The sequence below is a fragment of the Pseudomonas reidholzensis genome (assembly GCF_900536025.1).
Lineage (GTDB): Bacteria > Pseudomonadota > Gammaproteobacteria > Pseudomonadales > Pseudomonadaceae > Aquipseudomonas > Aquipseudomonas reidholzensis.
Genome location: NZ_UNOZ01000030.1, coordinates 280,724 through 305,364, shown reverse-complemented (window position 1 = coordinate 305,364; position 24,641 = coordinate 280,724). Strand labels below are relative to the sequence as shown.

Sequence of the window (24,641 nt, the reverse complement as noted above, 5' to 3'; positions counted from 1 at the left end):
GAGTCATGTGCCGCGCTTGGCGTTCGACCTCGTACAAGCCGCTGATTGAATGCAGCGCTTGTTCGCCCAGCTGACTTTTGTTCGCCACGTGCAGATCGAAAAACTTGCGACGGGCGTGGGCCATATAGCCGATTTCAGTGATGCTTTGTTCAAAACCGGCTCTGTAGCCAGCGAAGCCGTCGCAGACCAGCTTGCCCTTCCAATCACCCAAGAACGTGCATGTCCGCCAGCAGGGCTTGAGCTGAAGCCATACAAAACTGCTTTGAGCGCCGAAAACGGCATAGTACTGTGGGCCCACACGTAGGCTCGGTGCATTTCATTTCACCTGGCGCAAGCATTTACACGGGTGTTTCGGTATCGGCGCGCATGTCCATAGGCTCGAGGGCCAGCCAGATCATTCCTACAAGTCGCAGCCTTGCTCGCGCAAAGGACAAGGTCACAAGACAGGCTTCCTTGCCGGCAGAGGTAACGTGTTCGCCGAGGACGCTGTTCAACCGGGGCTAGAGCGCTCACGAACTGTTGGGTCGAAGCGCTTTGATTCTGTACGAGTCGCTAGATGTTGCAACCGAGCCTCCCTTGAGCAGATTGGCCGCCTTGCGACTGGCCTGGAGCTCCGCATGCTTCGAGTGATAGGCCACAAAGGCATCCGTGACGCTGCTGTCTACCAGCGCCAGCTTCATGCCGCTGCCGGTCGTAGCTAGCGATGACAGATCGATCTGCTGGTCTTTGCAGAAGCGAGCGAGCAGCTTCCAGAATGGCGTTTTGTGATCCACGTGTAGATCATTGGGATGAACGATTGGCTCGCCGCTGATCTCGCATTTGACCGGAAAGGTCAGCCGAGCCCTGAACGCATCAAGCTGGGGCAGGACGGCGAACCTCAGTGCTTCACACACTTTGCCATGCGGCGACTGTGCGACACCGGTGATGCACCTGGTGTAAGAAAAGCTTTCCTCAGTCCCATCCACGCGCACTACGCGAAGTCCACGACCTGATAACTGATTCCTTGCAATGACGAAGTGGTCGACGCCGACACCGATCTTGCGCTCTGCATCAGGGTGCAGGGCCAGCAACAACTGAAGCTTCTGAATCGCGACCGGGCGGCGCTCCCTGCCCAAAGGCGCAGTGCGCAGGTATTCCTTCACCCCGGCCAGCAACGCTTGCTTACTACGGTATTCGAATGGCCCTAGCCAGTACATCCCAGTACCTCTCTCCGTCCAATTGAATGCAGATCCTATGGCTGAGAGCAGGGCAGTTTCAACTACACAGTATGCGCATAGAGCACAAGGAGCACACTTGTACTCCTTGTGCTATCACCCCTTGTCGCCGCGCTGTCGGCGACGATGCCTTAGGTTTTTTGCGTGTGACTCAGGGCAGCGGCAGAAGACTTGGATCACTCATGGCTTTTCGCTATCCTGAGCGTGCCCGCTGGATATCACTTCCAACTACGACGTACTTTGGCCCATCGTTGGCATAACTCCCTCCCCTGGCAAACCTGTTTGATTAAGATGCCGTCTGACCCGATAGAAATTGTAAAGCTCAGCACGTACGCAAAAGGCGATCTCTTCGAGGAGCGGGTCTACGAGTATCTGAAGCGCGAGCTGGAGCAAGGTGATCTTTGGTTTTCTCCCAAATTCAGTCAGATCTTCAGGAAGAAGAAATACTACTCACGCGAGCGTGAGGACTTCATCGTCTTCGACATCTCGATTGAGGTAAAACGCCCGGAGCTGGATGAGCCTTCGCTGATTGTCCTCATCGAGTGCAAACACTACGAAAGCACGATTCCGGTCAATGATATCGAGGAATTTTGCTCAAAAATCGGCCAGGTCACGGGTGTCAACGTAAAGGGGGTATTCGCTTCGGCCAGTGCGTTCCAAGCCGGTGCGTTCAAGGTCGCAAAAAATAAAGGCGTGGCTGTAGTTCGGCATTTCGATGCGGAAGGTTTCAAGTGGGAGCTGTCACGCCCCCTTCTCATGCGTTCACTTAGCTTGGCCGCAAGGCAGCGTGCACAAATCGAGCACGGGATGGTTGAGCCGCAATACCAGCCCTCGGCATACACGGCTTATGCTTGGACTTCCGTCGGTTTCACCAATGCATGGCAAGGCGTGATGCAGGACTTCATGAATGGGGTCAAAGATGATCCGGCAGTCCGTGAAATGCTGAGCGTGAAGCGCCAGCCGGCAAAGCACCGGGTCGCGTTCGTTTCCAAGACGGCGATCGAGGCGCGAACGCAGGAGCTCCTAAACGCTGCGGGGTATGTAGGCGGCAATGTGGATCTTCAGTCATTAATCGCGCAGGAGCGGCAGATCAGCGGGCTGACTGTCCACTTTAGGGATGAGTCCAAGTCGGCACTAGGTCGGATATCCTTCCACCCTCCACAGATCAATATTTTCACACAGGATCATGAAGCCCCGCTTAGCCGGTTCACATTGGCTCATGAACTGGGTCATTTTTTTCTCGGTCATGGTCAGTACCTGCGACATGAGGAGGTCCGTTCGGATGATCTGGAGATCACCGCCAGCAGCCGCATCCCGCTGAGCGATATTGAACGACTGGAGTGGCAGGCCAATATGTTTGCGTCATACCTGCTGCTACCGCGTCGTGCTTTGTTGGAGCGATTCGCTCTGATTGCGGAGATATACGGCATGCGCAATCGAGGGCACGGGATTCTGTATGTCGACAAGCAAGCGGTGAACTACGGCAATTTCAAGCTGGTGCTGGGGAATCTGAGCCATCACTTCAGGGTCTCCAAAACTGCCGTACGACTGCGCCTTGCAGGTTTGGGAGTGCTGGTAGATAAGCTGAATCACTGAACGCCTAAAAGCGTTAACCTGGCGTGAGCTTTGGTAACCAATATCATATTGACCTGGCCTGCCATTGATTTTTGCCATCGGCCTGCCCCACGGTGCGCAGAAAATGAACGGTATCATGCAGGACATCGGTTGTGGCGTAGACAAGCTCTGGGTCCTGCCGTGCTGGTGATCATCAACATCCCGCTCATCCAGGATCTGGCGGTTACCGCCACCATTGGCGTGCTTGTGCTGGTTCTGGAAACTTTATATTGCCACCCGTGCTGCTCTCCTACACAGGTCTCAGCAAGACTGCCGCACGCGGCGAGGCGGAGTTGGAACAAAGGCACACGATCAAGGAAGGCCTGGCATTCACTGTGGAGTTTTTGGGCCGCTTCAGGGGGCGTCATCTCAAATCACAACCAGCGCTTCTGGCATTCAACTGATGCTGCGATGGTCTGTCACTGACCCCGCCAAGCTTCTCCTTTAGACACCTAATTCTCACCAATAACGTAACCCTAAATCCCCCAGTGAGTAAATCGCCTGGACTAACCCTGCAGCCGTTTTTCCATAACGATGGTCCGCTCAGCTCCATGAAACTCGTCTCGGATTTTCTGATAACCCAACGTCGTATAAAACTTCTCCGCCGTTACCGACGACGGCACACGCAAAACACTCGCACCAGCTTGGGCCGCAGTAGCATGAATGACTGCCATCAACTGGCGACCGATCCCGCGACCTTGATACGTAGGATCAACGAATACACTCCTGACGACGTCACCGTCCAGGCTTGCTGTGCCGATAAGGTTTTCACGCCGCACAGCTACGAAAACCTTACGTTTCTCGAGCTGTGTCCTGACGATTTCAGGAGCAAAGCTCTGCTCAACCTGGGCGATAACGTCTGGTGAGTAATCCTGTGAATTTGACTCTCGGAGAGCCGCGATCACGACACGGCTGATCGCTTCGGTATCGTCGACCGTTGCGGAACGAACCTGACATTCCATGTTGTGCTTCCTCAATTCATCGCTCGCCGAATACTGATAAGCCCCTTGCCATTATCCGAACAGAATTGAGCAGGTGTCAGCAAGACCTTGTGGAATGAACATGCTACTCCCCTACCCGCTTATGCCCCTGATAAAGCCGTCGTCCCAGCTAGCTGATTTGAGCGAATCCCGATAAGCTAGAATGCCGGATGTATAGAACTCAAGGACGCGCGATGATATTGCAACACAGGCCAGTGAAGGCTGATGACATCAAAACTATCTGTAGCTTTCCTCTGAACGCTCGGGAACTGTTTTATATGTTCCCGAAAGCTCAATACCCTCTGACTGAAGCTCAGCTGTCTAACGCTATTGCTCAACGATCCGACTCGACGGTTGTTGAGACCGAAAACAGCGTCGTCGGCTTTGCTAACTTTTATCGGGCTGAAACGGGTGGGGTGTGCTGTATCGGCAATTTCATCGTTGCCCAAGAGGCACGAGCAAAGGGGGTGGCGACCTTCATCGTGGAGACGATGACAGCTCTGGCGTTCGACCGCTATGACGCCACAGAGGTGCAGATATCGTGTTTCAACGAAAATACAGCAGGCTTGCTGCTTTATCCAAAATTGGGCTTCGTACCATTTGCTGTCGAAGAGCGAATGTCCCTGGATAGTCGTAGATCAGCACTCATCCATATGGTCCTCAGGAGAGCGGCCCGACCGTAACTCACATTGAAAGCCCACTTAATGGTTGCCAAGGTTGTTCACCACTCCTATGCCCCACGGTAGGGTTTCCTCCAAGTACAAAGCGGCCGCAGACGTAGCTTCAAAACACAACTCTGGCACTCAGCCTAACCCTAACCTGCTTTCCTGCGTTACTGTCTTCTCTTCCTGTGTGGCCCGCAGTGCGATCACCGATAACGCCTTGCATGCCCACTCAATATCCAGCTAGGGCTTTCCATGCTTCACACTATCAAGACTGCCAGGCACCAGGCCAAATTCTCGCGCAACGCCTGCGCGTGGTTGCTTATCGACGACGTTGGGATCGAGCAGTGGCTCGCCGAACATCTTGCGGATGAACAGCTTTCCTTTCTGGGCCTCTCATTGAACTGGTTGATCGATGACGCGGAAGAGGCGCTTGCGAAACGCCGATTCACGCCCGGCGAAGACGGGTCATCGACTATCGTCCCGCTTCTTGTCTGCAGTGACGACATGGATCTCGGCTGTACGGTGCTCGTGGCCGAGCAGGTCGTCGAGGGAGGCACCCTCTCCTGGGTTCGCTTCGGATGGAGCATTTCAGAAGGGCTTGAAGTAGGCGCTCAAACGCGCTGGATCAGTAGCAGCCAGCCGGTGGTATTTGCCCTTGAGAACTTTCAGCGCGCAGTCGAAGACTTCGCCGCAATGCTTGCTGGCTATCCATGATCACCGGCCTTGTGGCTAAGCTGGCTTTCGCAGAAGCATGAAGTTGATGTTCCGGTACGGATCGAAGTACAGACACGAATGCCCTAACCACTCACTGGGCTCCAAGCGACGCATCTGCTCCCTAGATCGCAGGATGAGGTTCCAGTCCATAAACGCTTCCATGTACCCTCGCCCCCAGTTATCCGGGGTGAAATTCGCGATCAACAGTTGGCCGCCAGGGTTGAGCTTTGCCAAGAGCCATCGGGTTAGCTTTTCAGCCTGGTCTCGCTGTAGGTAATCGTAAATCCCAATGCTGTAGATAAAGTCGAACCCGCTGTGCGCGTCTTCCGCCGGCAGATTCTTCACATCGCATTGCCAAGTGGCAACATCCACGTCCTTGTTCGCATCGGCTGCTCGTTGCAGCGCCCCCCCATCATGATCGAGCGCCACGAACCGTTTAATCTTGCTCCTCGCCGGTACGCTGAGTAACTCCAGCTCCCTGCAATGCCCACAGGCGACGCTGAGCACGTCCAGCGATACCCGATCGGCCGCCACCTGTTCCAAAAGGTCTGCAATATGCTGCCGACGCCAGCGTACGCTCAGTGCGTTAGGACTGCCCGTCACGACCTCGAAAATGTGCCCGCCTACCTCCCCTGTACCTGGAGGCGTCGCCAGGTAGTAGGCATAGTCGAGCATCACCGCATCGCCGGGATACCCCCGGGGTTTTTCGAAGGCGCGCAGCGTGTAAGGATCCAGTTTCAACGTCTCGAAGATTGGGTGCTCACGGCACTGCGCGACGATGCTGGCCCGCCACAGAGAATCAGACAAACCTAGTCGGCACTCGGTCAGGAGCTCAGTCATGCAGCTGATTGCATGAAAGTGCTCACCCTGTAGGATGCCGTACTGATAGGCGTCGAGCTCTGCTGCCAGGCTTTTCATCGTTAGCCTCCGTACCTAGACCTAGGGATTAATGCTTTAGGAATAGCCTAGTACGGAGCAACTTCAAGCTCTGGTATTTGCCCTGGTTTGGCAACCAATCGGCGCACGCAGTGCTTTCAGGCAGACGGCGCAAGCCGCATCCCCATTTCCAGCGTTCGTACCTCCAAACCAAATTCTTCGTACATCCGTATCGCAGCCGTATTGAACGCCCACACAGCCAACTTCAAGTCCTCAGCGCCCTTCCCGATCGCCCACCCCCGCGCGGCGCCCATCAGCGCTTGTCCGATGCCCTGCCCTCTGTAACCGTCGAGCACACAAATCGAGCCAATTCGGCAGGTCTGTATGGCGTGTATCAGGGGATTGGACGTTGTCGCCAAGTGCGCAGAGACGAACCCCACCGGGCGGGAATCTATCTCTGCTATGAGCACAACGTCTTGCTCTGACTCCAGCAATGGAAGCCAGTAATCCCGAGCCGCATCCGCATCGCGGGCCACGCCGACAAAGATGTCCGGGCGCTCGCGGTGATGAATGCTGTTCAACTCGTGGGCAAAGCCGATGACCGCAGCCAGGTCATTGCAGATCCCTTTCCGGATGCTGACGACCCTATCCCTATCCATGCTCGAAAATTCCCGTTCGTGGGTAAGTCGCCTGACAGCACAACGTAACGCAGACGCCTGCTCATGCAAAGGTCTGGTCACAGGTTCCGCCGCCCAGACAACCGTGCTCCCCGCCCAGCCCGACCATCCCTTTTGTAAATTTTCCGTCAATTCAAAGTAAATTATTTTTCACATTTACTTCTAAATGATTCGCATTTGCGCTAGTGTCCCGTCCCGATTGCATTCTGCCCCTGGAATACAACCGATCGACAAGGACTGTTCCACGATGTCATACCCACCTTTCTCCCGTGCCCTGCTCACCGTCGCACTGCTCGCCGCCACTGCGGTCCAGGCCGAGGAAGTCCACGAGCTTGAAGCGCTCCCCGCCACCGAACTGCAAGCCTCTTTCGTCACTGCCACCGGCGGTGGCACCGATGTGCGAGATGCGCCGGCCAGTGTCAGCGTCATCACCCGGGAAGAGATCGAGCGCCAGCCGGTCTATGACCTCAACACCCTGCTACGCCGCATCCCCGGCGTCACCGGCGGTTACGGCCCGGTGGGCGAGCAGTCGAAGATCAAGCTGCGCGGCCTTGACGACAAGTACACCCTGATCCTGGTGGACGGCAAACGCATCGGCAGCTCTGCCGACACCAACTACCGTCGTGATCTGGGTCGCCAGGACATCAACTGGATCTCGCCGAACATGATCGAGCGGATCGAGGTCGTGCGCGGGCCGATGTCGTCGTTGTATGGCTCGGACGCCATGGGTGGCGTGATCAACATCATCACCCGCAAGGTATCCCGTGAGTGGAGCGGATCGCTCACCGCCAATACCACGATCCCGGAAGACTCCGACCGGGGTCAGACCAACCAGACCAGCGTCAACCTGTCTGGCCCGGTCACCGACTCGGTGGGGCTGCGCTTGGGCGCCAACGTGACTCGGCGCGCTGCCGATGAAGTCGAGCCACGCGTCAATACACTGGGTGATTTTGTTTACAACGATGGCGTCGGCGGGGCCAAAGACCACAGCGTCAACGCCTTGCTGAATTGGCAGATCAACGAAAACCATGAGCTGTCATTCGAGGCGAGCCAAGGCGTGGAGCGTTCGTGGTCGTCGAAGAAAACCTTCGGTGACTGGGGTGACACGGTAGGTGAAGGCTTCGGTGCCGGACGCTTGACCCGTGACAGCTTCGTGGTCTCTCACCACGGCGACTGGGGCTTTGGCACCTCGCGTATCGACGCGTACCTGAACAAGTTCAACAACGAGCTCGAGGTGGGCAAGGCCAACTCGGAAGAGAAAATCGTCGAGGGTAGCCTTAACATCCCGTTCGAACTGCTGGTAAACCAGCGCGTCACCGTTGGCGGCCAGTGGAAGCGTGAGCAACTGACCAACACCGACACGCTGGGCACCGTACCCGTTGACTACCAGGGGGCGGCGGTGGCGGGCGCGGACCTTGAGGGCGACTACTCCGCGCTGTTCATCGAGGACGAGCTGTTCCTGCTCGATAACCTCTCGCTGACCCTGGGCAACCGCTTCGACCACAGCGACGAATACGGCAACCACAACAGCCCACGTGCTTACCTGGTCTATCACCCTCACCCTGACTGGACGGTACGCGGTGGCGTGTCACGCGGCTTCCGTGCCCCCAGCCTGAAAGAAGGCAGTGCGGGTGCGGCGACCAACTCGGGCGGTCGCGGCTGTACCTCCCTACGCCCGCTGGGGTATGTGACCGGCGAATGCTGGATGGCAGGCAACCCGAACCTGCGTCCAGAAATCAGCACCAACAAGGAGATTGGCGTCTCCTTCGACCATGACGGTTGGGAGGCCAGCCTCACGTACTTCCACACCGACTTCCAGGACAAGATCGAGTACGCGCCGCTGGGGAATTTCCAGGGCCGCTGGTGGACCATGCTGGAAAATGCCGATGAAGCCCGCACCCGCGGCTGGGAAGGCAGCACCAAGGTGCCGTTGTGGGCAAATGCCAGCTGGCGCACCAACGCCACCTACATGCTCGAGAGCCGCAACCTGTCGACCGGTCGGGACCTCATCAGCTCGCCGAAGCTGTCGTTGTTCAGCGCCATCGACTGGCAGATCACCGACCGCATCGGCACCGAATTGTCCGCTAATCACGTAGGCAAGCAACGCGGCCTGGGGACCGACTTCGTCAACTCTTACACCACGTATGACCTGACCGCCAACTGGGCAGCCACCCGCTGGCTGACCCTGAACGTCGGCGTGCAGAACCTGCTGGATGAAGACCCACGGGATGACTCGACCAGCTATTACGTGCCCGGGCGGGCGTATTTTGCTGGGGTAACCACTTACTTCTAAGGAACGTAGGTCGGTCTCCGTCCTACCGGCAGCGCGGGCTGTGCAAACAGTCCCGCCTGCCCTGCCTAATGACCATCCTCCCACGGGCTACCCATCATTCAGTCCTCCCCTTTCGCCATCTCACAAATCAGATTGGCCAGCAGCGTGGCCTGCTCACTCATCACCGCATGAGCGTGGTGCACAAGTCCGATATCACGATGGAAGGTGCTGGTCCCCAGATCGAGGGCCCGCACGGTAGAGGGCCAACGCTTGCGCATGATGGTCTGTGGCACAAGCGCAACGCCAACGCCTTTGCCCACCAGTTCGGTGATGGCCTCGAGTTCATCTAGCTCACAGACCTCCCTAGGATGGAAATGGGATTGGCGCAGGAAACGGTCAACCTGCCGTCCGCCGAAAGATGTCCGGTCGTATCGAATGAAGGGCTGGGACGCAAGAATGTCGCCCCACTCGGCCTCTGGCAGTTTGCGCGGGACGATCAGCCGGTAAGGCTCACTGGCCACCGTCTGCCAGCACAAGTCGGTTTGTAGCGTGAACGGTGGCCTGATGATCACCGCCATGTCTATTTCGCCAGAATCCACTGCGCTGAGCAGCTCCAGCGATAGACCGGGTATCACCCGTGTTCGGCACTCGGGCCGCGCACCATGGAAATGAGCCAGAGCCGACGGCAGCAGTGACCGCTGGAATGACGCAATCGCCCCGATATTGACCTGTACCGACGGCGCAGCCCCAGGGTCCGTAGAGCCCAGATTGTTGTACAAGCGAACCACTTCCTGAGCCTGCAGCAGTATCTGCTGGCCGCGCCGGTTGAGGTGAGCGCTCCTGCCTCTTCGTTCGAAAAGCTCATAGCCCAACTCGGCCTCAAGCCGCTGCATCTGGGCGCTGACGGCCGCCTGCGTGAGGTTGACCTTGGCCCCTGCCGCGGCAAAGGTCCCCTCACGGGCGACACTGATCAGGGTCTTGAGCTCACGAATCATTGATAGATTTCCTTTGAGTAACTCAGAAAAATATATTGATTTTTTTATTGTATTGCCAGCCCTAAAATCATCCCACCCCACACAGCGAGCCTCAGCGCGTTGTTGTACATCCCCGTTAAAAACGACTGTGTATCACCCCACCGTTCGAAGCACTGCGCGTTAAACAATTAAATCAACACACAACCCGGAGTTCCTGATGAGCCTGTCCCCTTTTCACTTGGCGATCCCCGTTTACGATATCCCGGCCGCCCGTAAGTTTTACGGCGAGGTCTTCAATCTCGAAGAAGGCCGCTCGGCGGCACAGTGGGTTGACTTCAACTTCTACGGCCATCAACTGGTCATTCACGAACACCCAAAAATGGCGTACCAGGAGAACGCACTGAGCAACCCGGTGGATGGCCACAACGTCCCTGCCCCGCACTTCGGCGTGATCCTCAAGTGGGAACAATGGGAAGCACTGGCCGAACGCCTTACTGCCCTTGGCACGAAGTTCGTGATAGAGCCGTACATCCGTTTCAAGGGCCAGGTCGGTGAGCAGGCCACCATGTTCCTGTTCGACCCCTGCGGCAATGCCCTTGAGTTCAAGGCGTTCAAAGACATGAGCCAGATTTTCGCCAAATAATAAAAAGGGCATGCACGGCCTGTGCATGCCCTTTGCGCGTGCGCGGGTCGCCGACGCATCTAGCTACTGCCGACAAAGCAGCACACCTTCTATAAAAAAGGCTAGAGACATGAAAAAGATCCCACTCGTCTGGCAAATAGTTGCCGGTCTGTTCCTTGGTATCCTGGTAGGCTGGTATTTCAATACCCATGCCGAACACCAGCAATGGGTGAGCGCTGAAATCCTCAAGCCATTAGGCGACATCTTCATCAAGATGATGAAGATGATCGTTGTGCCTATTGTTTTCTGCTGCATGGTGCTCGGCATCGCGGGCGGCGGAGACAATAAGTCTTTTGGGCGGATGGGCGCCAAATCACTGGGGTATTTCTTTGCGATCACCACGCTGGCGATCATTGTAGGCCTGGTGCTCGGCAACCTCATGGAGCCCGGCGCGGGCACCCATATCGCCGGAATGATTCACGCTGATACCGCGTTGAAGGCAGAGCCATCCAAAGGCGCGCTGCTGATCCTGCAACAGATTGTCCCGGATAACCTGTTCCTGTCTTTGTCCGAAGGCAAGCTGCTGTCTATCCTGTTCTTCGCTGTGCTGTTCGGCATGGCACTGAACTCACTCCCGCGCGAAAAAAGCGCGCCGGTCGTTGCAACGCTTCAAGGCACCGCTGACGCCATGTTCAAGTTGGTGAACTACGTGATGGCCTACGCCCCAATCGGCGTGTTCGGCATGATTGGTTCTACCGTTGCAACGTTTGGGTTTGCCTCGCTGTTACCGCTGCTCAAGCTGATCGGCGTCGTCTACCTGGCCCTGGCGTTGTTTGCGTTTGTCATCCTGGGCGGCATTTGCTACCTGATGGGTGAAAACCTGTTCAAGCTGATTCGCTACTTCAAAGATGAGTTGATTCTCGCCTGCTCCAGCGCCGCATCCGCCGCTGTAATGCCGCAGCTTATGGAAAAGCTCGAGCGCTACGGCGTTCCGCGCCGAATCGTGAGTTTTGTCGTACCGGTCGGCTATGCCTTCAACCTGGACGGTGCGTCGATTTTCCTGGGCGTGGCTACCATCTTCATCGCTCAGCTGTACGGCATTGACCTTTCACTCACGCAACAAATCCTGTTGGTGGTGACCATGGTGCTCACCTCAAAGGGCGCGGCGGGCGTCCCGGGGTTTGCGATCATCATCCTGTCCGCGACCCTGGCGTCTGCTGGCCTCCCTCTGGAAGCGGTCGCCCTGGTTGCCGGTATCTTCCGGATCATCGAAAGCGGTACCACGACCTTGAACGTATTGGGTAACGCCATCGCGCCCTTGGTCATTGCCAAGTGGGAAGGCGTCGATATTCGTAACCCGGCATCACGGCAGTATGAAAAAGCCTGAGCGCTTTTTGCTGGTGAAACCCAAGGAGTACATTTGTACTCCTTGGGCTTGTTCCATGAGGCGTGTCGACCGGGCTGCAAAGCCGGGCAACACGTGGCAACTTTAAGGCACGATCCTGACCGACTTTTTATGGGTGAAGGTCAGGTAGCTGTAGTGTCCGTGATAATCCCCCATGCCTGACGCGCCTATCCCGCCAAACGGCAAGTACGGGGAGAACGCGTGCAGCATCACTCCGTTCACCTGTGCATCGCCGGACGGGATCCGTTCGATGATCTGCTTGGCCTGCGCAATGTCCTTGCTGAACACATACACCGCCAATGGCTTGGGGTGGTGGCGGTTGATGAGGTCGACCGCGGCGGCCGTGTCGTCGAACGCCAGCACCGGCAGAATCGGCCCGAACAGCTCCTCGGCCATCAACGCGTCATCCCACTCGACAGCATCCACCACGGTCGCGCTGAAGGCGCGCTGCTCAACATCCGCCTTGGCGCCGACCAGCACACGGCCGCGGGTCTGCTCGATCAACGCCAGCAGGCGGCTGACCTGCTGGGCTGTGATGATCTTGCCGGTCGAGTCGACCTGCGGCAGCTCGCGGCTGACCCGCTCGACCAGGCGCGCCAGCAACGCCTGCTTGATGCTGCTGTGCACATACAGGTAATCCGGTGCGATGCAGGTCTGGCCACTGTTGATGAACTTGCCGAACATCAGCTGATCGACCGTCTGCTCGAGGTCGGCATCCGGCAGGACGATCAACGGGCACTTGCCGCCCAGCTCCAGCACGACCGGCGTCAGGTGCTCGGCGGCGGCCTTCATGACCACTTTGCCGACTGCGGGGCTGCCCGTGAAGAAAATGAAGTCGAACGGCAGACTCAGCAGGTGACTGTTTTCTGCCCGCCCACCCTGGACCACCGTGATGTACTCAGGCGCGAACGCTTCGCTGATGATCTTCTCGATCACGGCCGAGGTTGCGGGCGTGGTTTCAGAGGGTTTGACGATGCAGGTGTTGCCGCCGACGATCGCCCCCACCAACGGCGTCAGGGTGAGATTCACAGGGTAGTTGAAGGGCCCGATGATGTAGGCGACGCCATAGGGTTCCTGAACCACATAGCATTCTGACGGGGCGATGATATCCGGTGTCGGCACGGCCTGCGGGGTGGACCACTGCGTCAGGTGGGCCAAGGCGAAGTCGATCTCGTGCAGCACTTCGCCAATCTCGGCCAGGTCAACGACCTCACGGGTTTTGCCCAAGTCTTCGGCCAGCGCCGCATAAAGGAGCTCACGGTTGTCGATGACCGCGTCCTTGAGGCGTTCGAGCGCCTGTTTGCGGTAGCCGATATCGTGGGTCGCACGGCGGGCAAAAAATGCCTTCTGCTGCGCAAACACGGTGTCGATCTGCGCGGGAGTTGGATACGTCATTGCTATAGCCTCTCTCTATTCGGTTGCTGGACCAACAAAGTGGACGGGGGAAGGTGCGCGGCCGAGAATGCCCTGCATGACCGCGGCCAGCGCCAACAGCTGACTGTCACTGCCTGGCAGACCCTCGAATTCGAGGCCTACCGGCAGGCCTTCGTCTGGCGCCAGCCCGGCGGGCAAGCTGATACCCGGCATGCCGGCATTACTCGCCGGGTCCGCATTGCGGATCATCCGCGCGAACGCGTCGAAGCTCGTCGCCTGCGGCTCGCTTGTCAGCGCGAGGTCCGGGGTGGTGGGGTGAACCAGCGCGTGCAGGCGGTGCGCTGCAAACAATGCCGTGAGTTTGTCGATGAGCTGCGGGCGCAGGTGTTGCATGGCCTGCACATAGGCCTGCTCCAGGTCAATCGGATTGCCGTCGCGCTCGCCAAGTTGGCCGGGCACGATATAGCGCTCGAAGATAGCCCTGACATCGGGGCTACTGATGCCAGCCACCAGCGCGTCGAAGGTGACTCCGCTGCCGTTCTCCTGCAGGTACTCGCTGAGTGCCGCCCGGCATTCATGCAGCACGACCGGCATGCTGATCGCGTGATTGAGGGTGAAGATCTCCGGCAGCGAAACCCACACCAGCTCCACGCCGCTGAGTTGGAGTTTTTCCAGTGCTGCCCGGGCCACCTGCAGCACCGGCTCGCTGACGTCGCCCCAGAATTCCTTGAGCAGGCCCAACCGCAGGGTCTCGGCGGCAGGTGGCGGTGCCGGCTGGGTCCCAGTGAGGATCGAGTCGATCAGGATCACATCATCGACGGATCGCGTGATCGGCCCCGGGGTGTCTCGGGTAGGCGACAACGGCACGATGCCTTGGCGACTGTAACGCCCCACGGTCGGGCGAAAGCCGACGCAACCGTTCAAGGCGGCCGGATGGCGCACCGAGCCACCCGTGTCGGTGCCCAGTGCCGCAGGCACCAGGCGCGCCCCTACCGAACTGCCACCGCCTGAGGACGAGCCGCCGGCAATCCGGCGCGGGTCAAAGGCGTTGCGTACGCCGATCACGCCTGGGCTGTGAAAGGCGGTGTTGTAGCCAGAGGTGCCAAAAGCCAGTTCGTGCATGTTGTTCTTGCCAAGCACGATGGCGCCCGCAGCCAGCAACGGCTCGACAACCGCAGCATGCGTCTTGGGCAAGAAATCGCCCAGCGCCCGGGTACCGGCGGTATTGGCAAAGCCGATGACCTGAATGTTGTCTTTCACTGCAATCGGCACCCCGCCCAGGGCCAGCGGCTCGCCACCGCCCATCAGGTAGCGATCGTAGGCATCCGCGCTGTGCAGGGCTGCGGCCGCGTCGACGCTGATAAACGCATTCAAGTGCGTGTTGCTCGACACACGGTGCAAACACGCTTCAACCAGTTGGCGACTGGTGATCATCCGATGGCGAATCAGCGCCGCTGCCTCGCCGAGGGTCAATTCGCAGAGGTCGTCGGGCACCCCTGCGGGCGGCACTCCACTGCGGCTTTCCTGGAGTGTGGTCCATTCGCAATAGTGCATAGCTGCATCCCTTCTGTTGGCGATTTATAAAATAGACACTGTCTATATATAACTTTAGACACTATCTATTTGATCTATTTATGCCTCGATTCTATCGTGGCAAACATCATTTGGTAAGGGTTAACTCGCCATGGCTTCGGTACACAGCACCACCTATGAGCTTCTGCGTCGGCAAGGCATCGACACGGTCTTCGGCAACCCCGGCTCGAACGAACTGCCGTTCCTCAAGAACTTCCCCGAAGACTTTCGCTACATCCTCGCGCTGCAGGAAGCAGTGGTGGTGGGTATTGCCGACGGCTACGCACAGGCCAGCCGCAAACCGGCCTTCGTCAACCTGCACTCGGCGGCCGGCACCGGCAACGCCATGGGCGCCTTGAGCAATGCCTGGAACTCACATTCGCCGCTGATCGTCACCGCCGGCCAGCAAACCCGGGCGATGATTGGCGTCGAAGCGCTGCTGACCAATGTCGATGCCAGCAACCTGCCCCGGCCGCTGGTGAAGTGGAGCTATGAGCCGGCGAGCGCCGCCGAAGTCCCGCATGCGATGAGCCGGGCCATCCACATGGCGAGCATGGCCCCACGAGGCCCGGTGTACGTGTCGGTGCCCTACGATGACTGGGACCGCGAGGCCGATCCGCAGTCCCATCACCTGTTCGATCGCCAGGTCAGTACTTCCGTGCGCCTTGACGATGAAGCACTGCAGCGCTTGGCCAACGCCCTCAGCAGCGCCAGCAACCCGGTCATCGTGCTCGGGCCAGACGTGGATGCGGCGAATGCCAACGCCGACTGCGTGACCTTGGCCGAACGCCTCAAGGCGCCGGTATGGGTAGCGCCGTCCGCCCCCCGCTGCCCCTTCCCTACCCGCCACCCGTGCTTTCGCGGCTTGCTGCCTGCGGGGATCGCGGCGATCTCGAACCTGCTCGAAGGCCACGACCTGGTGCTGGTACTGGGGGCGCCGGTGTTCCGCTATCACCAATACGACCCCGGCCAGTACCTCAAGGCAGGTACACGCCTGGTGTCGGTGACCTGTGATCCGCTGGAGGCGGCCCGCGCGCCGATGGGCGATGCCATCGTTGCCGATATCGGTGCCATGGCCGCCGCGCTGGCTGCTCGGGTGACCGACAGGGCCGGGCCTCTGCCCGCCGCGCTTGCCCTGCCAGCGCCGGTTGCACAGGACCTGGGCGCGCTGCGCCCCGAAAGCGTGTTCGACACCCTCGACCAGATGGCACCGGCAGACGCCATCTACCTCAACGAGTCAACCTCGACCACCGCAGTGATGTGGCAGCGGCTGAACATGGCCAACCCCGGCAGTTACTATTTCTGCGCGGCAGGTGGGCTGGGCTTTGCCATGCCGGCCGCCGTCGGCGTGCAGTTGGCCGAACCTCAGAGGCAGGTCATCGCGGTGATCGGCGATGGTTCGGCCAACTACAGCATCAGTGCGCTGTGGACCGCCGCCCACTACCAGATCCCTGCGATCTTCGTGATCATGAACAACGGCACCTATGGCGCCCTGCGCTGGTTCGCCGGCGTGCTCGAAGCCGAAAACGTGCCGGGCCTGGACGTGCCAGGCATCGACTTCTGCTCGCTGGCCAAGGGTTATGGCGTCCAGGCGCTCAAAGCCGCAACCGTCACCGAGCTGCGCCAGGCACTGGAGCAGGCGCTGGCCAGCAAAGGCCCTGTGCTGATCGAAGTCAGCACCACCGGCCCTGCCAAGTGAGGGCCGGGGCATGACTCAGCAGAATGTGTTCAGCGTCGAGGACTACCGCCGGCTGGCGCAGAAGCGCCTGCCGAAAATGGTCTTCGACTACCTCGAAGGCGGCGCTGAAGATGAACAGGGCCTTGCCCACAACCGTTCAGTGTTTCAGCAGTGGCGCTTCAAGCCCAAGCGGCTGATCGATGTCAGCCAGCGTGACCTGCACAGCGAAGTGCTGGGCAAGCGCCAGGCCATGCCGCTGGTGATCGGCCCGACGGGCCTCAACGGCGCGCTCTGGCCCAACGGCGACCTGGCCCTGGCCAGGGCCGCGACCCGCGCCGGGATTCCGTTCGTGCTGTCGACAGCGTCCAACCTGTCCATCGAGGACCTGGCACGCCAGTGCGACGGCGACCTGTGGTTCCAGCTGTATGTCATCCACCGTGAAATCGCCCAGGCGATGGTGCTCAAGGCACTGCACGCCGGCTACACCACCCTGGTCCTGACCACTGACGTTGCGGTCAACGGTTACCGCGAGCGCGACCTGCGCAACCGCTTCAAGATGCCCATGAACTACACACCCAGGGTCATGCTCGACGGTTGCCTGCACCCGCGCTGGTCGCTCGATCTGCTGCGCCACGGCATGCCTCAGCTGGCGAACTTCGTCAGCAGCCAGGCCTCCAGCCTGGAGATGCAAGCGGCCCTGATGAGCCGCCAGATGGACGCGAGCTTCGACTGGCAAGCGCTGCGCTGGCTACGTGACCTGTGGCCGCACAAGCTGTTGGTCAAGGGCCTGCTGAACGCCGACGATGCCCAGCGCTGCATCGCCGAAGGCGCCGACGGGGTGATCCTTTCCAATCACGGCGGCCGCCAGCTCGACTGTGCGGTATCGCCCATGGAGGTGCTGCTCGAGTCGGTGGCCAAGACCGGCAAGCCCGTGCTGATCGACAGCGGTTTTCGCCGGGGCTCCGACATCGTCAAGGCACTGGCACTGGGCGCTGAAGCCGTTTTGCTGGGGCGCGCCACGCTGTACGGCCTGGCCGCCCGGGGTGAAACCGGGGTCGACGAGGTGCTGGCGCTGCTCAAGGCGGATATCGACCGCACCTTCGCGCAGATCGGCTGCGCCGATATGGCCTCACTGAACCGTACCTGCCTTGAACCCGATGGAGGCGCGCAATCAGCCTCCGTTGGCCCATCCCGCGTCAAAGGAACACTCGCATGAGCGACATCCTCATCACCCATCTGCGCACCCGCGCCGTCAATGTACCGCTCGCCTACCCCGTGCACACTGCGGTCGGCACGGTCGGCACGGCGCCCCTGGTGCTGATCGACCTGGCAACCAGCGCCGGTGTGATCGGCCATGCCTACTTGTTCGCCTACACGCCGGTGGCGCTCAAGGCGCTCAAGCAGTTGCTGGATGACATGGCGCCACTGATCGTCGATCAACCCCTGGCGCCGGTAGACCTTGAAGCCCTGTTGGCAAAACGTTTCTGCCTTGCGGGGTTCACCGGGCTGATCCGGATGGCCGCCGCCGGTATCGACATGGCAGCCTGGGATGCACTGGCCAAGGCGCATGACATGCCGCTGGTACGTATGCTGGGGGCGAGCCCACGCCCCATCCGCAGTTACGACAGCCACAGCCTGGATGGCGAGAAGCTGGCAACCGAGCGCGCCGTAACGGCCGCCCAGGCAGGTTTTCGTGCGGTAAAAACCAAGATCGGCTACCCGACCCTGGCTGAAGACCTTGCAGTGGTGCAAAGCATTCGCCGCGCAGTGGGCGAAGGCTTCGAGATCATGGTCGACTACAACCAGAGCCTGGACGTCCCCGCCGCCATCAAGCGCGGTCAGGCCTTGCAGGCGCTCGGCGTCGCCTGGATCGAAGAGCCCACACTGCAGCACGACCATGCCGGCCATCAGCGCATCCAGAACAGCCTCGAGGTGCCTGTGCAGATGGGCGAAAACTGGCTGGGGCCAGAAGACATGTTCAAGGCATTGAGCGCCGGCGCCTGCAGGCTGGCGATGCCGGATGCGATGAAGATCGGTGGCGTCACCGGTTGGCTGCGGGCGAGTGCCCTGGCGCAGCAATTCGGCGTGCCGATGTCCAGCCACTTGTTCCAGGAAATCAGCGCCCACCTGCTCGCGGCATCGCCCACGGCGCACTGGCTGGAACGGTTGGACCTGGCGGGTAGCGTGATCGAGCCGACGCTTGCATTCGAAGAAGGCAACGCCGTTATTCCGGACTTGCCCGGGGTGGGCATCGTCTGGCGAGAGAAGGAAATCGAGCGCTACCTGGTCTGATCGATTGTGCCCTGGCCCGCGAATGCGGGCTCAGGGTCAGGCATCGCGAGCAAGACTTCGCCGGCCAAGCGTCTCGGATGGCAGCTCGCCGCACTGCGCTCTGTACTCAGCCGCAAACCGCCCTAAATGGGTAAACCCATAATCCAGGGCAAGCGCTGTCACGCTACGCACGCGACAGCCAGGATCGAGCAATGTCGCCTGGATCCGCTCAAGTCTCCTCCTGAGAATGTACCGCCGCGGCGAGACGCCGACGCGCTGGTCGAACAACAGGTACAGGCCGCGCAGGCTTACGTTGGCCAGCTTGGACAGCGCCGCAGGCGCGAGCTGCGCGTTCAAGTGTTCATCAATGTGCGTCAACACGCGCTGGAGTGATCGCTCGTGGACATCGCAGGCCTTGAGTTCCAGGTTGGTCGCCAGGCCCGACAGCACTTTACGTGTAACGATCTGGACAAAATGCTCCTGGATCGACGGTAGCGTGCAGTCTGCTTCGACCTCCTGGCAGACCAGGCTCAGCAATGGCGCCATGCCGTGCAGCGCGTGCAGTTTGTAGACCCGACTGGCGAAGCGCAGGCCTTCTGCAGGACGTGACCAGCGTTGCTGGTCACACACCGCATCCAGCAGGGCAACCGGCAATTTCAGAATGAATTTCTCGCAATCCCGTGAGTACGTCAGGTCAATTGGCTCGTGTGGATTGATCATCACCGCGTCACCCTCCACCAGCGTGCGTTGCTGCCCGGCCTGGCGCTGCACACAGCTGCCGCACAGCATGATCTGCAGGTGATACCTGTCACGCAACGAGGTCGAGGTTATCCGTGCTTGACTGCCGTAGCTGATATGGCAGAGGTCGAGGCCAGACAACTGGCGATGGCTCAGCTTGGCATGTGTACCGGCGCCTGCCAGGACCATCTCATGGTCCCCGACATGTTGTTTGACATAAGCAGAGACCGTACGCGGATCCACCTCATCAAACACCTTGCTTCGATGACTCAGCAGTTCGATGTTCATGGTTCACCACTCGTTAGCGCAAAGGCGTCGGCGACCTGCCTGGGTAACGGCTTGAGCAGGTCGCCGCGCGGATTACCAGAATTTCCAGGTGTAACTGGTGATCAGCCGGTTCTCGTCGAAGTCTGCGCCGTAACGCGTCTTCACCTTGATATTGCGCCCCTCGAACGCCAAACCTTGCAGAGGACCGCTCTGGATGACATACGACAGGATCAGGTTGGTCTCGCTCTCGACGTTGTCTGCCAGCCCTGGGCCGCGGTCGATGCCGGTGCCCCGCATGTAGCGAGTCATGAGCTTGAGCCCAGGCAGCCCCATGGCAACGAAGTCATAGTCGTAGCGCGCCTGCCAGGAGCGCTCACCGGCTTTGTAAAAGGCGATGGTCGACCAGTTGACCAGGAACGGTTGAGGCGCGTAGCCGTTGAGCAGCGGGAACGCGTCATCGCCGCTCATGCGTTGATACGCCACGGTGAACGTGTGCCCACCTTTACGCAGTGCAGTCATGATGCCGAGCGAGCGATTGTCGAAATCACCCGAACGCTTCGCCCCTTCGTCCTGGGTGTTGTAGTAGCGCAGGTCGGTCTTGAGGCTGTAGCCCTCCCCCATGTCCCACGTGTAGGCAGCGGCCGCGTAATGCTGCTGATAGAGGTCTTCGAGCTGAGCCACGTAATACGTGGCGTTGAGTGCTGGCGTCAGGTCGTACCGGGCACCGGCAAAGTTCAGCCCATCGCTGCTTTGCGCGGGGGTGTCGCCAAACAGGTAGATGTCCTCTCGATCAGACGACTCGCGCGTAGCGATCTTCCAGAAGCGCCCAGCGTTGAGGGTCAGCTTCGACCACTCCCTGGACTCGATCGTTGCACCTTCATAGGTGGTGACCAGCTGGCGTGAGTCATCGGTATAGGCGACCGGCAGCACTGGCCGATGCTCACCAATGCGCACCTCGGTATTCGACACCTTGATCTTGGCGGTCATGCCCGCACGGCCGTACTCGTGTACCGGCCGACCCTTGCTGTCGTCATACGGCAGGACCGTATCCGGGCCCCGCCCGCCACCGCCGTCGAGGCGATAGGCATACTGCCCCGAGGCGTCGAGCCCGAACTGCACCGGGCCTGGCGAATAGCCCGATTTGAATTGCAGGTCAAACCCTTGACTCCAGCTGCCGACCCGTGACTTGGGGGCCGCCGATTGCTTGAAGTCGCGATCGTAATAGAAATTGCGCAACCCCAACGTCAGGTGACTGTCCTTGAATACCTCTGCTTGCGCGGGCATCGACATTTGCGCTGCCAGGCCCGTTACAGCCCACCCCATCTGACCAGTACTCTTCATCCAACCCACTCCGAATTATTCTTGTGTGCGAGTTTTCGGGTGCAGCGGGCCGTGCCGCGAACGCAGCAGGACCCTGTGCAGGAATAAAAAAAGGCGCGACTGCCGGCGCGCCAAAGACCCGTGTACAGGCGAGCTACAGACCTGCACGGGATGGTGCGAGCGCGATCAGGCGCCTTGCTTGGCGTGGGTATCCAGCGGCACCCGGTTGGCATGACGTTGAGCAATCATCAGCACGGCGATCACCGCCACCACACCGGGCAGGCCGAACAACAGGAAGTTCTGTTCGAACGGCAGGCTCAGGCTGAACAGGTAGCCCCCCAGCAGCGGACCGGCAACGGCCCCGCAGCGCCCGACAGCGGCGGCCATGCTCACGCCCGTCGAGCGCGCAACGGCCGGATAGATATCGGCGGCCAGGGTATGCACCACCGACAGGCAGCCAACGGTGGCGCCGCCGGCGATCAGCAGGATCAGGTACAGCGTTGCCGGGCCGGGACGCACACCCAACAGCGAGATCGACACTGCAGAAAGTGCGAAAAACAGCAGCAACGTCGGCTTGCAACCCCAGCGGTCAGCGATGAACCCGCTGGCAAGCTGGCCAATCAGCGCACCGATGTTCATCACCAGCAGGAACGCAATACTCGACCCCAGCGGGTAACCGCCACTGTTCATCAGCTTGGGCAACCAGGTATTCAGCCCGTAGACCATCAACATGCACATGCCGAACGCGACCCACACCATCAAGGTGGCAACAGCGCGTGCATCACTGAACAGCGACGCCATGGCGGTGCCGGCGGTATTGCTCACCGTCTCGACCTGGTAGCGGACCGGCCCTGTAGGCTGGTGGGCCGGGTTGATCCGCTTGAGCAGCTTGGCCACCTGTTCCTGGCGGTCGCGCTGGACCAGGTAGGCAACTGACTCAGGCAAGGTCTTGTACAGCAAGGGCAGCGACAGCAACGACAGCCCGGCAATGTAGAACGGCGAGTGCCAGCCCAGCAGAGGAATCAGGTACATGCCGGCGAGCGCCGACAACAGGCCACCCACGGCGAAGAAACTGAGCATCAGGTTGATCAGCCGATTGCGGTACTGGGTGGGCGCCATTTCCTTGAGAATGGTCACCAGGTTGGGGACCACCCCGCCCAGCCCTACACCGGTCAGAAACCGACAGATGCCGAAGGTCGTGGCGTCGTAGGCGAAGGCGTTGATAAAAGCCGCCACGCTGAACAGCGCAACGCAGAACAGGATCACCGGGCGCCTGCCAAGTCGATCGGCGCTGGTACCGAGGATCACTGCACCGAACATCATCCCAAGCATGGAGCTGGAGCCCAGCATCCCGGCCTCTGCGGGGGTCAGGTTCCATTCGGTCATCAGGTGAGGCAGCACGGAGCCATAGATGACCAGATCATAGCCATCGAACAGCATGATGAAGGAGCACCAGAACACCAGCAGGAAATGAAAACGACTGAGCTTCGCGGAGTCGAGAATCTCGACGGCGTTGATGCGTTGCATGGCATGTACTCTTGTTGTTTTTTTGTGTGAGGCAGGCAAGCGAGTCGCCGGCCGCCCTTTCGAGTACAACGTTATGGACAGTTGCCTGATAGATCAAATAGATATATTTTTGAAATCAAAATAAGCCATGTCTATTCAACTATGATCGATCTCAATCTCGTCCGCGTCTTCGTCACCATCTACGAGACAGGGAGTGTCAGCGGTGCAGCCGAACGCCTGCACGTGACCCAGCCCTCCGTCAGCTACGCCCTGGGCCGGCTGCGAGATCAGTGGGGAGACCCCTTGTTCAAGCGCACCCGCGATGGCATGCAGCCTACGGTCCTGGCGTCGCAGTTGTACGGCTCGTTCAGGTCGTCACTGACCGACATCGAGCGCGCGGTGGCCCTGACGCGAAAGTTCGAGCCCGAGGTCTCCACCCGCCGCTTCCGCCTGGCCTTGTCTGACCTGGGCGAGGTGTTTTTCCTGCCGCATGTGCTGCGCGGCTTGCAGGCGCAGGCGCCGCTGGTTGAACTCGAAGTGATTCAGCTCGAGATCGACCGCCTGGACGAGTGGCTGAAAACCGGCAAGATCGATGCTGCGGTGTGCAACCGCAGTTATCTTCCGGTTCAGGCCAAGTGCGAGCTGATGTTTGTCGAACACTATGTATGCATGGCCCGCAGTGACCACCCACGCATCGGTACGACCCTGTCGATGGAGCAGTTCCTGGGGGAGCGCCACGTGGTCGTGTCGGCGGGCACGGGGCACCATTTTGTCGAGGACCGCTTGCGCGAAGCGAGTATCGAACGGACGGTCAGCCTGCGGGTTCCGCACTTCAGCGTGCTGCCAGAAATCATCTCCTCCAGCGACCTGCTGGTGACCCTTCCGCAGCGCGTGGCATCAGTATATGCCGAGCGCAATGGCCTCAAGACCCTGGCACTGCCGTTTACCGTGCCAGCGTTCGAGGTCAGCCTGCACTGGCATGAGCACAGCGGTGATAGTTCCGCTCAGCGTTGGTTCTGCGAGTTTCTCAAAACGACCATTTCATGTTTATAAGGCGGTTTCGATCGGCGCGTCGGGATCACTGCTCCACTCACTCCATGACCCCGGGTACAGCGATGCGCCGCGCATGCCGGCGATTTCCAGGGCCAGTAGATTGTGGCAGGCGGTAACGCCTGAGCCGCATTGCTGGACGCTCTGGCGCGCGTCGGTGTCGCCGAGCAACGCCTTGAACTCGTCGCGTAGAACGGCCGCCGGCTTGAACAGGCCGTCCTCTGCGAGATTGCCGCGGAAAAACCGGTTACGGGCTCCTGGAATGTGCCCGCCACGTGCATCCAGCGTCTCATTCTCTCCACGAAAACGATCGGCCGCACGGGCATCGACAATCACCCACGGCCCCTGGTGCCGCACGCTCTCGAGTAACGCCACCCGATCAATGCTGGCCACCAGCGCCTCAGCGCTGACAAAGTCGCCCGGCGTTGGCGTGCTCGGCAGTGCGAGGCCTGCGGCCTGCCACGCAGGCAGTCCACCGTCGAGTACCGCGACCGCAGAGTGGCCTAACCAGCGCAGCAGCCACCAGGCGCGGGCTGCAAACATGCCGCCCTGCGCGTCGTAAACCACCACTTGCTGGCCACGCTGGAGGCCGAGTTCACGCAATCGCGCGGCAAGCACCTCGCGATCGGGCAAGGGGTGGCGGCCATTGTGTCCCGTCTTGGGGCCGCTCAAGTCACGTCCCAGGTGCAGGTACTGGGCGCTGGGCAGATGGCCTTGGGCATAGGCGATTTCACCCTTTTCAGGGTCCGCCAGGTCAAAACTGCAATCGAAGACCGCGGGCGCGGGCCCTTCACGCAGCAGGGCCTCGAGTGCGTGGCGGTTGATCAAGGTCGAGTAGGTAGGCATGGGGCT

21 protein-coding genes and 2 pseudogenes are annotated in these 24,641 nt (G+C 59.9%); 11 read left to right on the top strand and 12 right to left on the bottom strand.

Going from position 1 to position 24,641, the window contains the following annotated elements:
• Window position 1 precedes the first annotated feature (1 nt).
• Together CCOS865_RS20995 and CCOS865_RS20990 are read right to left on the bottom strand one after the other, a co-directional pair.
• Window positions 2-353: pseudogene (locus CCOS865_RS20995) on the bottom strand (IS66 family transposase); the annotation flags it as partial.
• Between the two features lie 156 nt (window positions 354-509).
• On the bottom strand, window positions 510-1,196 hold the full coding sequence (locus tag CCOS865_RS20990; protein WP_119144407.1) for a DCL family protein: 687 nt from the start codon (window positions 1,194-1,196) through the stop codon (window positions 510-512).
• Between the two features lie 309 nt (window positions 1,197-1,505).
• Between CCOS865_RS20990 and CCOS865_RS20985 the strand changes: the two genes are divergently transcribed.
• On the top strand, window positions 1,506-2,810 hold the full coding sequence (locus CCOS865_RS20985; protein WP_244216151.1) for an ImmA/IrrE family metallo-endopeptidase: 1,305 nt from the start codon (window positions 1,506-1,508) through the stop codon (window positions 2,808-2,810).
• A gap of 64 nt (window positions 2,811-2,874) precedes the next feature.
• Window positions 2,875-3,130, top strand: a pseudogene (locus CCOS865_RS28485) (RND family transporter); the annotation flags it as partial.
• A gap of 204 nt (window positions 3,131-3,334) precedes the next feature.
• Here the strand turns inward: CCOS865_RS28485 and CCOS865_RS20975 are convergent.
• Window positions 3,335-3,790 carry a GNAT family N-acetyltransferase gene (locus tag CCOS865_RS20975; protein WP_119144405.1) on the bottom strand — a complete coding sequence of 152 codons (456 nt, stop codon included), beginning with the start codon at window positions 3,788-3,790 and terminating at the stop codon, window positions 3,335-3,337.
• A 212-nt stretch (window positions 3,791-4,002) separates the two neighbouring features.
• Between CCOS865_RS20975 and CCOS865_RS20970 the strand changes: the two genes are divergently transcribed.
• A complete protein-coding gene (locus CCOS865_RS20970) occupies window positions 4,003-4,491 on the top strand; it encodes a GNAT family N-acetyltransferase (protein WP_119144403.1) in 489 nt (162 codons plus the stop codon).
• Between the two features lie 234 nt (window positions 4,492-4,725).
• Entirely contained in the window at window positions 4,726-5,187 is a 462-nt protein-coding gene (locus CCOS865_RS20965; RefSeq protein WP_119144401.1) for a hypothetical protein, read from the top strand.
• Between the two features lie 15 nt (window positions 5,188-5,202).
• On the opposite strand, the gene CCOS865_RS20960 is transcribed toward CCOS865_RS20965, so the two are convergent.
• Window positions 5,203-6,105: a class I SAM-dependent methyltransferase gene (locus CCOS865_RS20960; RefSeq protein WP_119144399.1), complete on the bottom strand. Its 903-nt coding sequence runs from the start codon at window positions 6,103-6,105 to the stop codon at window positions 5,203-5,205.
• A gap of 116 nt (window positions 6,106-6,221) precedes the next feature.
• Complete coding sequence (locus CCOS865_RS20955) at window positions 6,222-6,722, bottom strand: GNAT family N-acetyltransferase (RefSeq protein WP_119144397.1); 501 nt, start codon at window positions 6,720-6,722, stop codon at window positions 6,222-6,224.
• Between the two features lie 265 nt (window positions 6,723-6,987).
• Between CCOS865_RS20955 and CCOS865_RS20950 the strand changes: the two genes are divergently transcribed.
• Window positions 6,988-9,033 (top strand): TonB-dependent receptor domain-containing protein, encoded by a 2,046-nt coding sequence (locus CCOS865_RS20950; RefSeq protein ID WP_119144395.1) that lies wholly within the window; start codon window positions 6,988-6,990, stop codon window positions 9,031-9,033.
• Window positions 9,034-9,131: 98 nt separating this feature from the next.
• Here CCOS865_RS20950 and CCOS865_RS20945 read toward each other — a convergent pair whose 3' ends face one another.
• A complete protein-coding gene (locus tag CCOS865_RS20945) occupies window positions 9,132-10,007 on the bottom strand; it encodes a LysR family transcriptional regulator (protein WP_119144393.1) in 876 nt (291 codons plus the stop codon).
• A 196-nt stretch (window positions 10,008-10,203) separates the two neighbouring features.
• On the opposite strand from CCOS865_RS20945, the gene CCOS865_RS20940 reads away from it, so the two are divergent.
• Window positions 10,204-10,629, top strand: a complete 426-nt coding sequence (locus tag CCOS865_RS20940) for a VOC family protein (RefSeq protein ID WP_119144391.1) — start codon at window positions 10,204-10,206, stop codon at window positions 10,627-10,629.
• A 109-nt stretch (window positions 10,630-10,738) separates the two neighbouring features.
• Window positions 10,739-11,995, top strand: a complete 1,257-nt coding sequence (locus tag CCOS865_RS20935) for a cation:dicarboxylate symporter family transporter (protein ID WP_119144389.1) — start codon at window positions 10,739-10,741, stop codon at window positions 11,993-11,995.
• Between the two features lie 102 nt (window positions 11,996-12,097).
• On the opposite strand, the gene mdlD is transcribed toward CCOS865_RS20935, so the two are convergent.
• Both mdlD and iaaH read right to left on the bottom strand, forming a co-directional pair.
• The gene (gene mdlD / locus CCOS865_RS20930) at window positions 12,098-13,408 is read right to left on the bottom strand and encodes an NAD(P)-dependent benzaldehyde dehydrogenase MdlD (protein WP_119144387.1); all 1,311 of its coding nucleotides are present in this window, start codon (window positions 13,406-13,408) and stop codon (window positions 12,098-12,100) included.
• Between the two features lie 15 nt (window positions 13,409-13,423).
• Window positions 13,424-14,941, bottom strand: coding sequence for an indoleacetamide hydrolase (gene iaaH, locus CCOS865_RS20925; protein ID WP_119144385.1), 1,518 nt, complete (start codon window positions 14,939-14,941; stop codon window positions 13,424-13,426).
• 130 nt (window positions 14,942-15,071) lie between these two features.
• Between iaaH and mdlC the strand changes: the two genes are divergently transcribed.
• From mdlC to CCOS865_RS20910, 3 genes are read left to right on the top strand one after another with little or no spacing between them, the layout of a single operon-like run.
• Window positions 15,072-16,658 (top strand): benzoylformate decarboxylase, encoded by a 1,587-nt coding sequence (mdlC, locus tag CCOS865_RS20920; RefSeq protein ID WP_119144383.1) that lies wholly within the window; start codon window positions 15,072-15,074, stop codon window positions 16,656-16,658.
• Window positions 16,659-16,668: 10 nt separating this feature from the next.
• Entirely contained in the window at window positions 16,669-17,853 is a 1,185-nt protein-coding gene (locus tag CCOS865_RS20915; protein WP_119144381.1) for an alpha-hydroxy-acid oxidizing protein, read from the top strand.
• Window positions 17,850-18,929 carry an enolase C-terminal domain-like protein gene (locus tag CCOS865_RS20910; protein ID WP_119144379.1) on the top strand — a complete coding sequence of 360 codons (1,080 nt, stop codon included), beginning with the start codon at window positions 17,850-17,852 and terminating at the stop codon, window positions 18,927-18,929. The genes CCOS865_RS20915 and CCOS865_RS20910 overlap by 4 nt, the downstream gene beginning before the upstream one ends.
• A 36-nt stretch (window positions 18,930-18,965) precedes the next feature.
• Here the strand turns inward: CCOS865_RS20910 and CCOS865_RS20905 are convergent, their stop codons facing one another.
• The 3 genes from CCOS865_RS20905 to CCOS865_RS20895 all read right to left on the bottom strand — a co-directional run bounded on the left by CCOS865_RS20905 (window position 18,966) and on the right by CCOS865_RS20895 (window position 22,760).
• Complete coding sequence (locus CCOS865_RS20905; protein WP_119144377.1) at window positions 18,966-19,934, bottom strand: AraC-like ligand-binding domain-containing protein; 969 nt, start codon at window positions 19,932-19,934, stop codon at window positions 18,966-18,968.
• 72 nt (window positions 19,935-20,006) lie between these two features.
• Window positions 20,007-21,254, bottom strand: coding sequence for an OprD family porin (locus tag CCOS865_RS20900; RefSeq protein WP_119144375.1), 1,248 nt, complete (start codon window positions 21,252-21,254; stop codon window positions 20,007-20,009).
• Between the two features lie 165 nt (window positions 21,255-21,419).
• On the bottom strand, window positions 21,420-22,760 hold the full coding sequence (locus CCOS865_RS20895) for an MFS transporter (RefSeq protein WP_119144373.1): 1,341 nt from the start codon (window positions 22,758-22,760) through the stop codon (window positions 21,420-21,422).
• Between the two features lie 141 nt (window positions 22,761-22,901).
• Here CCOS865_RS20895 and CCOS865_RS20890 point away from each other — a divergent pair, with 141 nt between their 5' ends.
• Complete coding sequence (locus CCOS865_RS20890) at window positions 22,902-23,792, top strand: LysR family transcriptional regulator (RefSeq protein ID WP_119144371.1); 891 nt, start codon at window positions 22,902-22,904, stop codon at window positions 23,790-23,792.
• Here the strand turns inward: CCOS865_RS20890 and CCOS865_RS20885 are convergent.
• A complete protein-coding gene (locus CCOS865_RS20885) occupies window positions 23,787-24,635 on the bottom strand; it encodes a sulfurtransferase (RefSeq protein ID WP_119144367.1) in 849 nt (282 codons plus the stop codon). The genes CCOS865_RS20890 and CCOS865_RS20885 overlap by 6 nt on opposite strands.
• Window positions 24,636-24,641 lie beyond the last annotated feature (6 nt).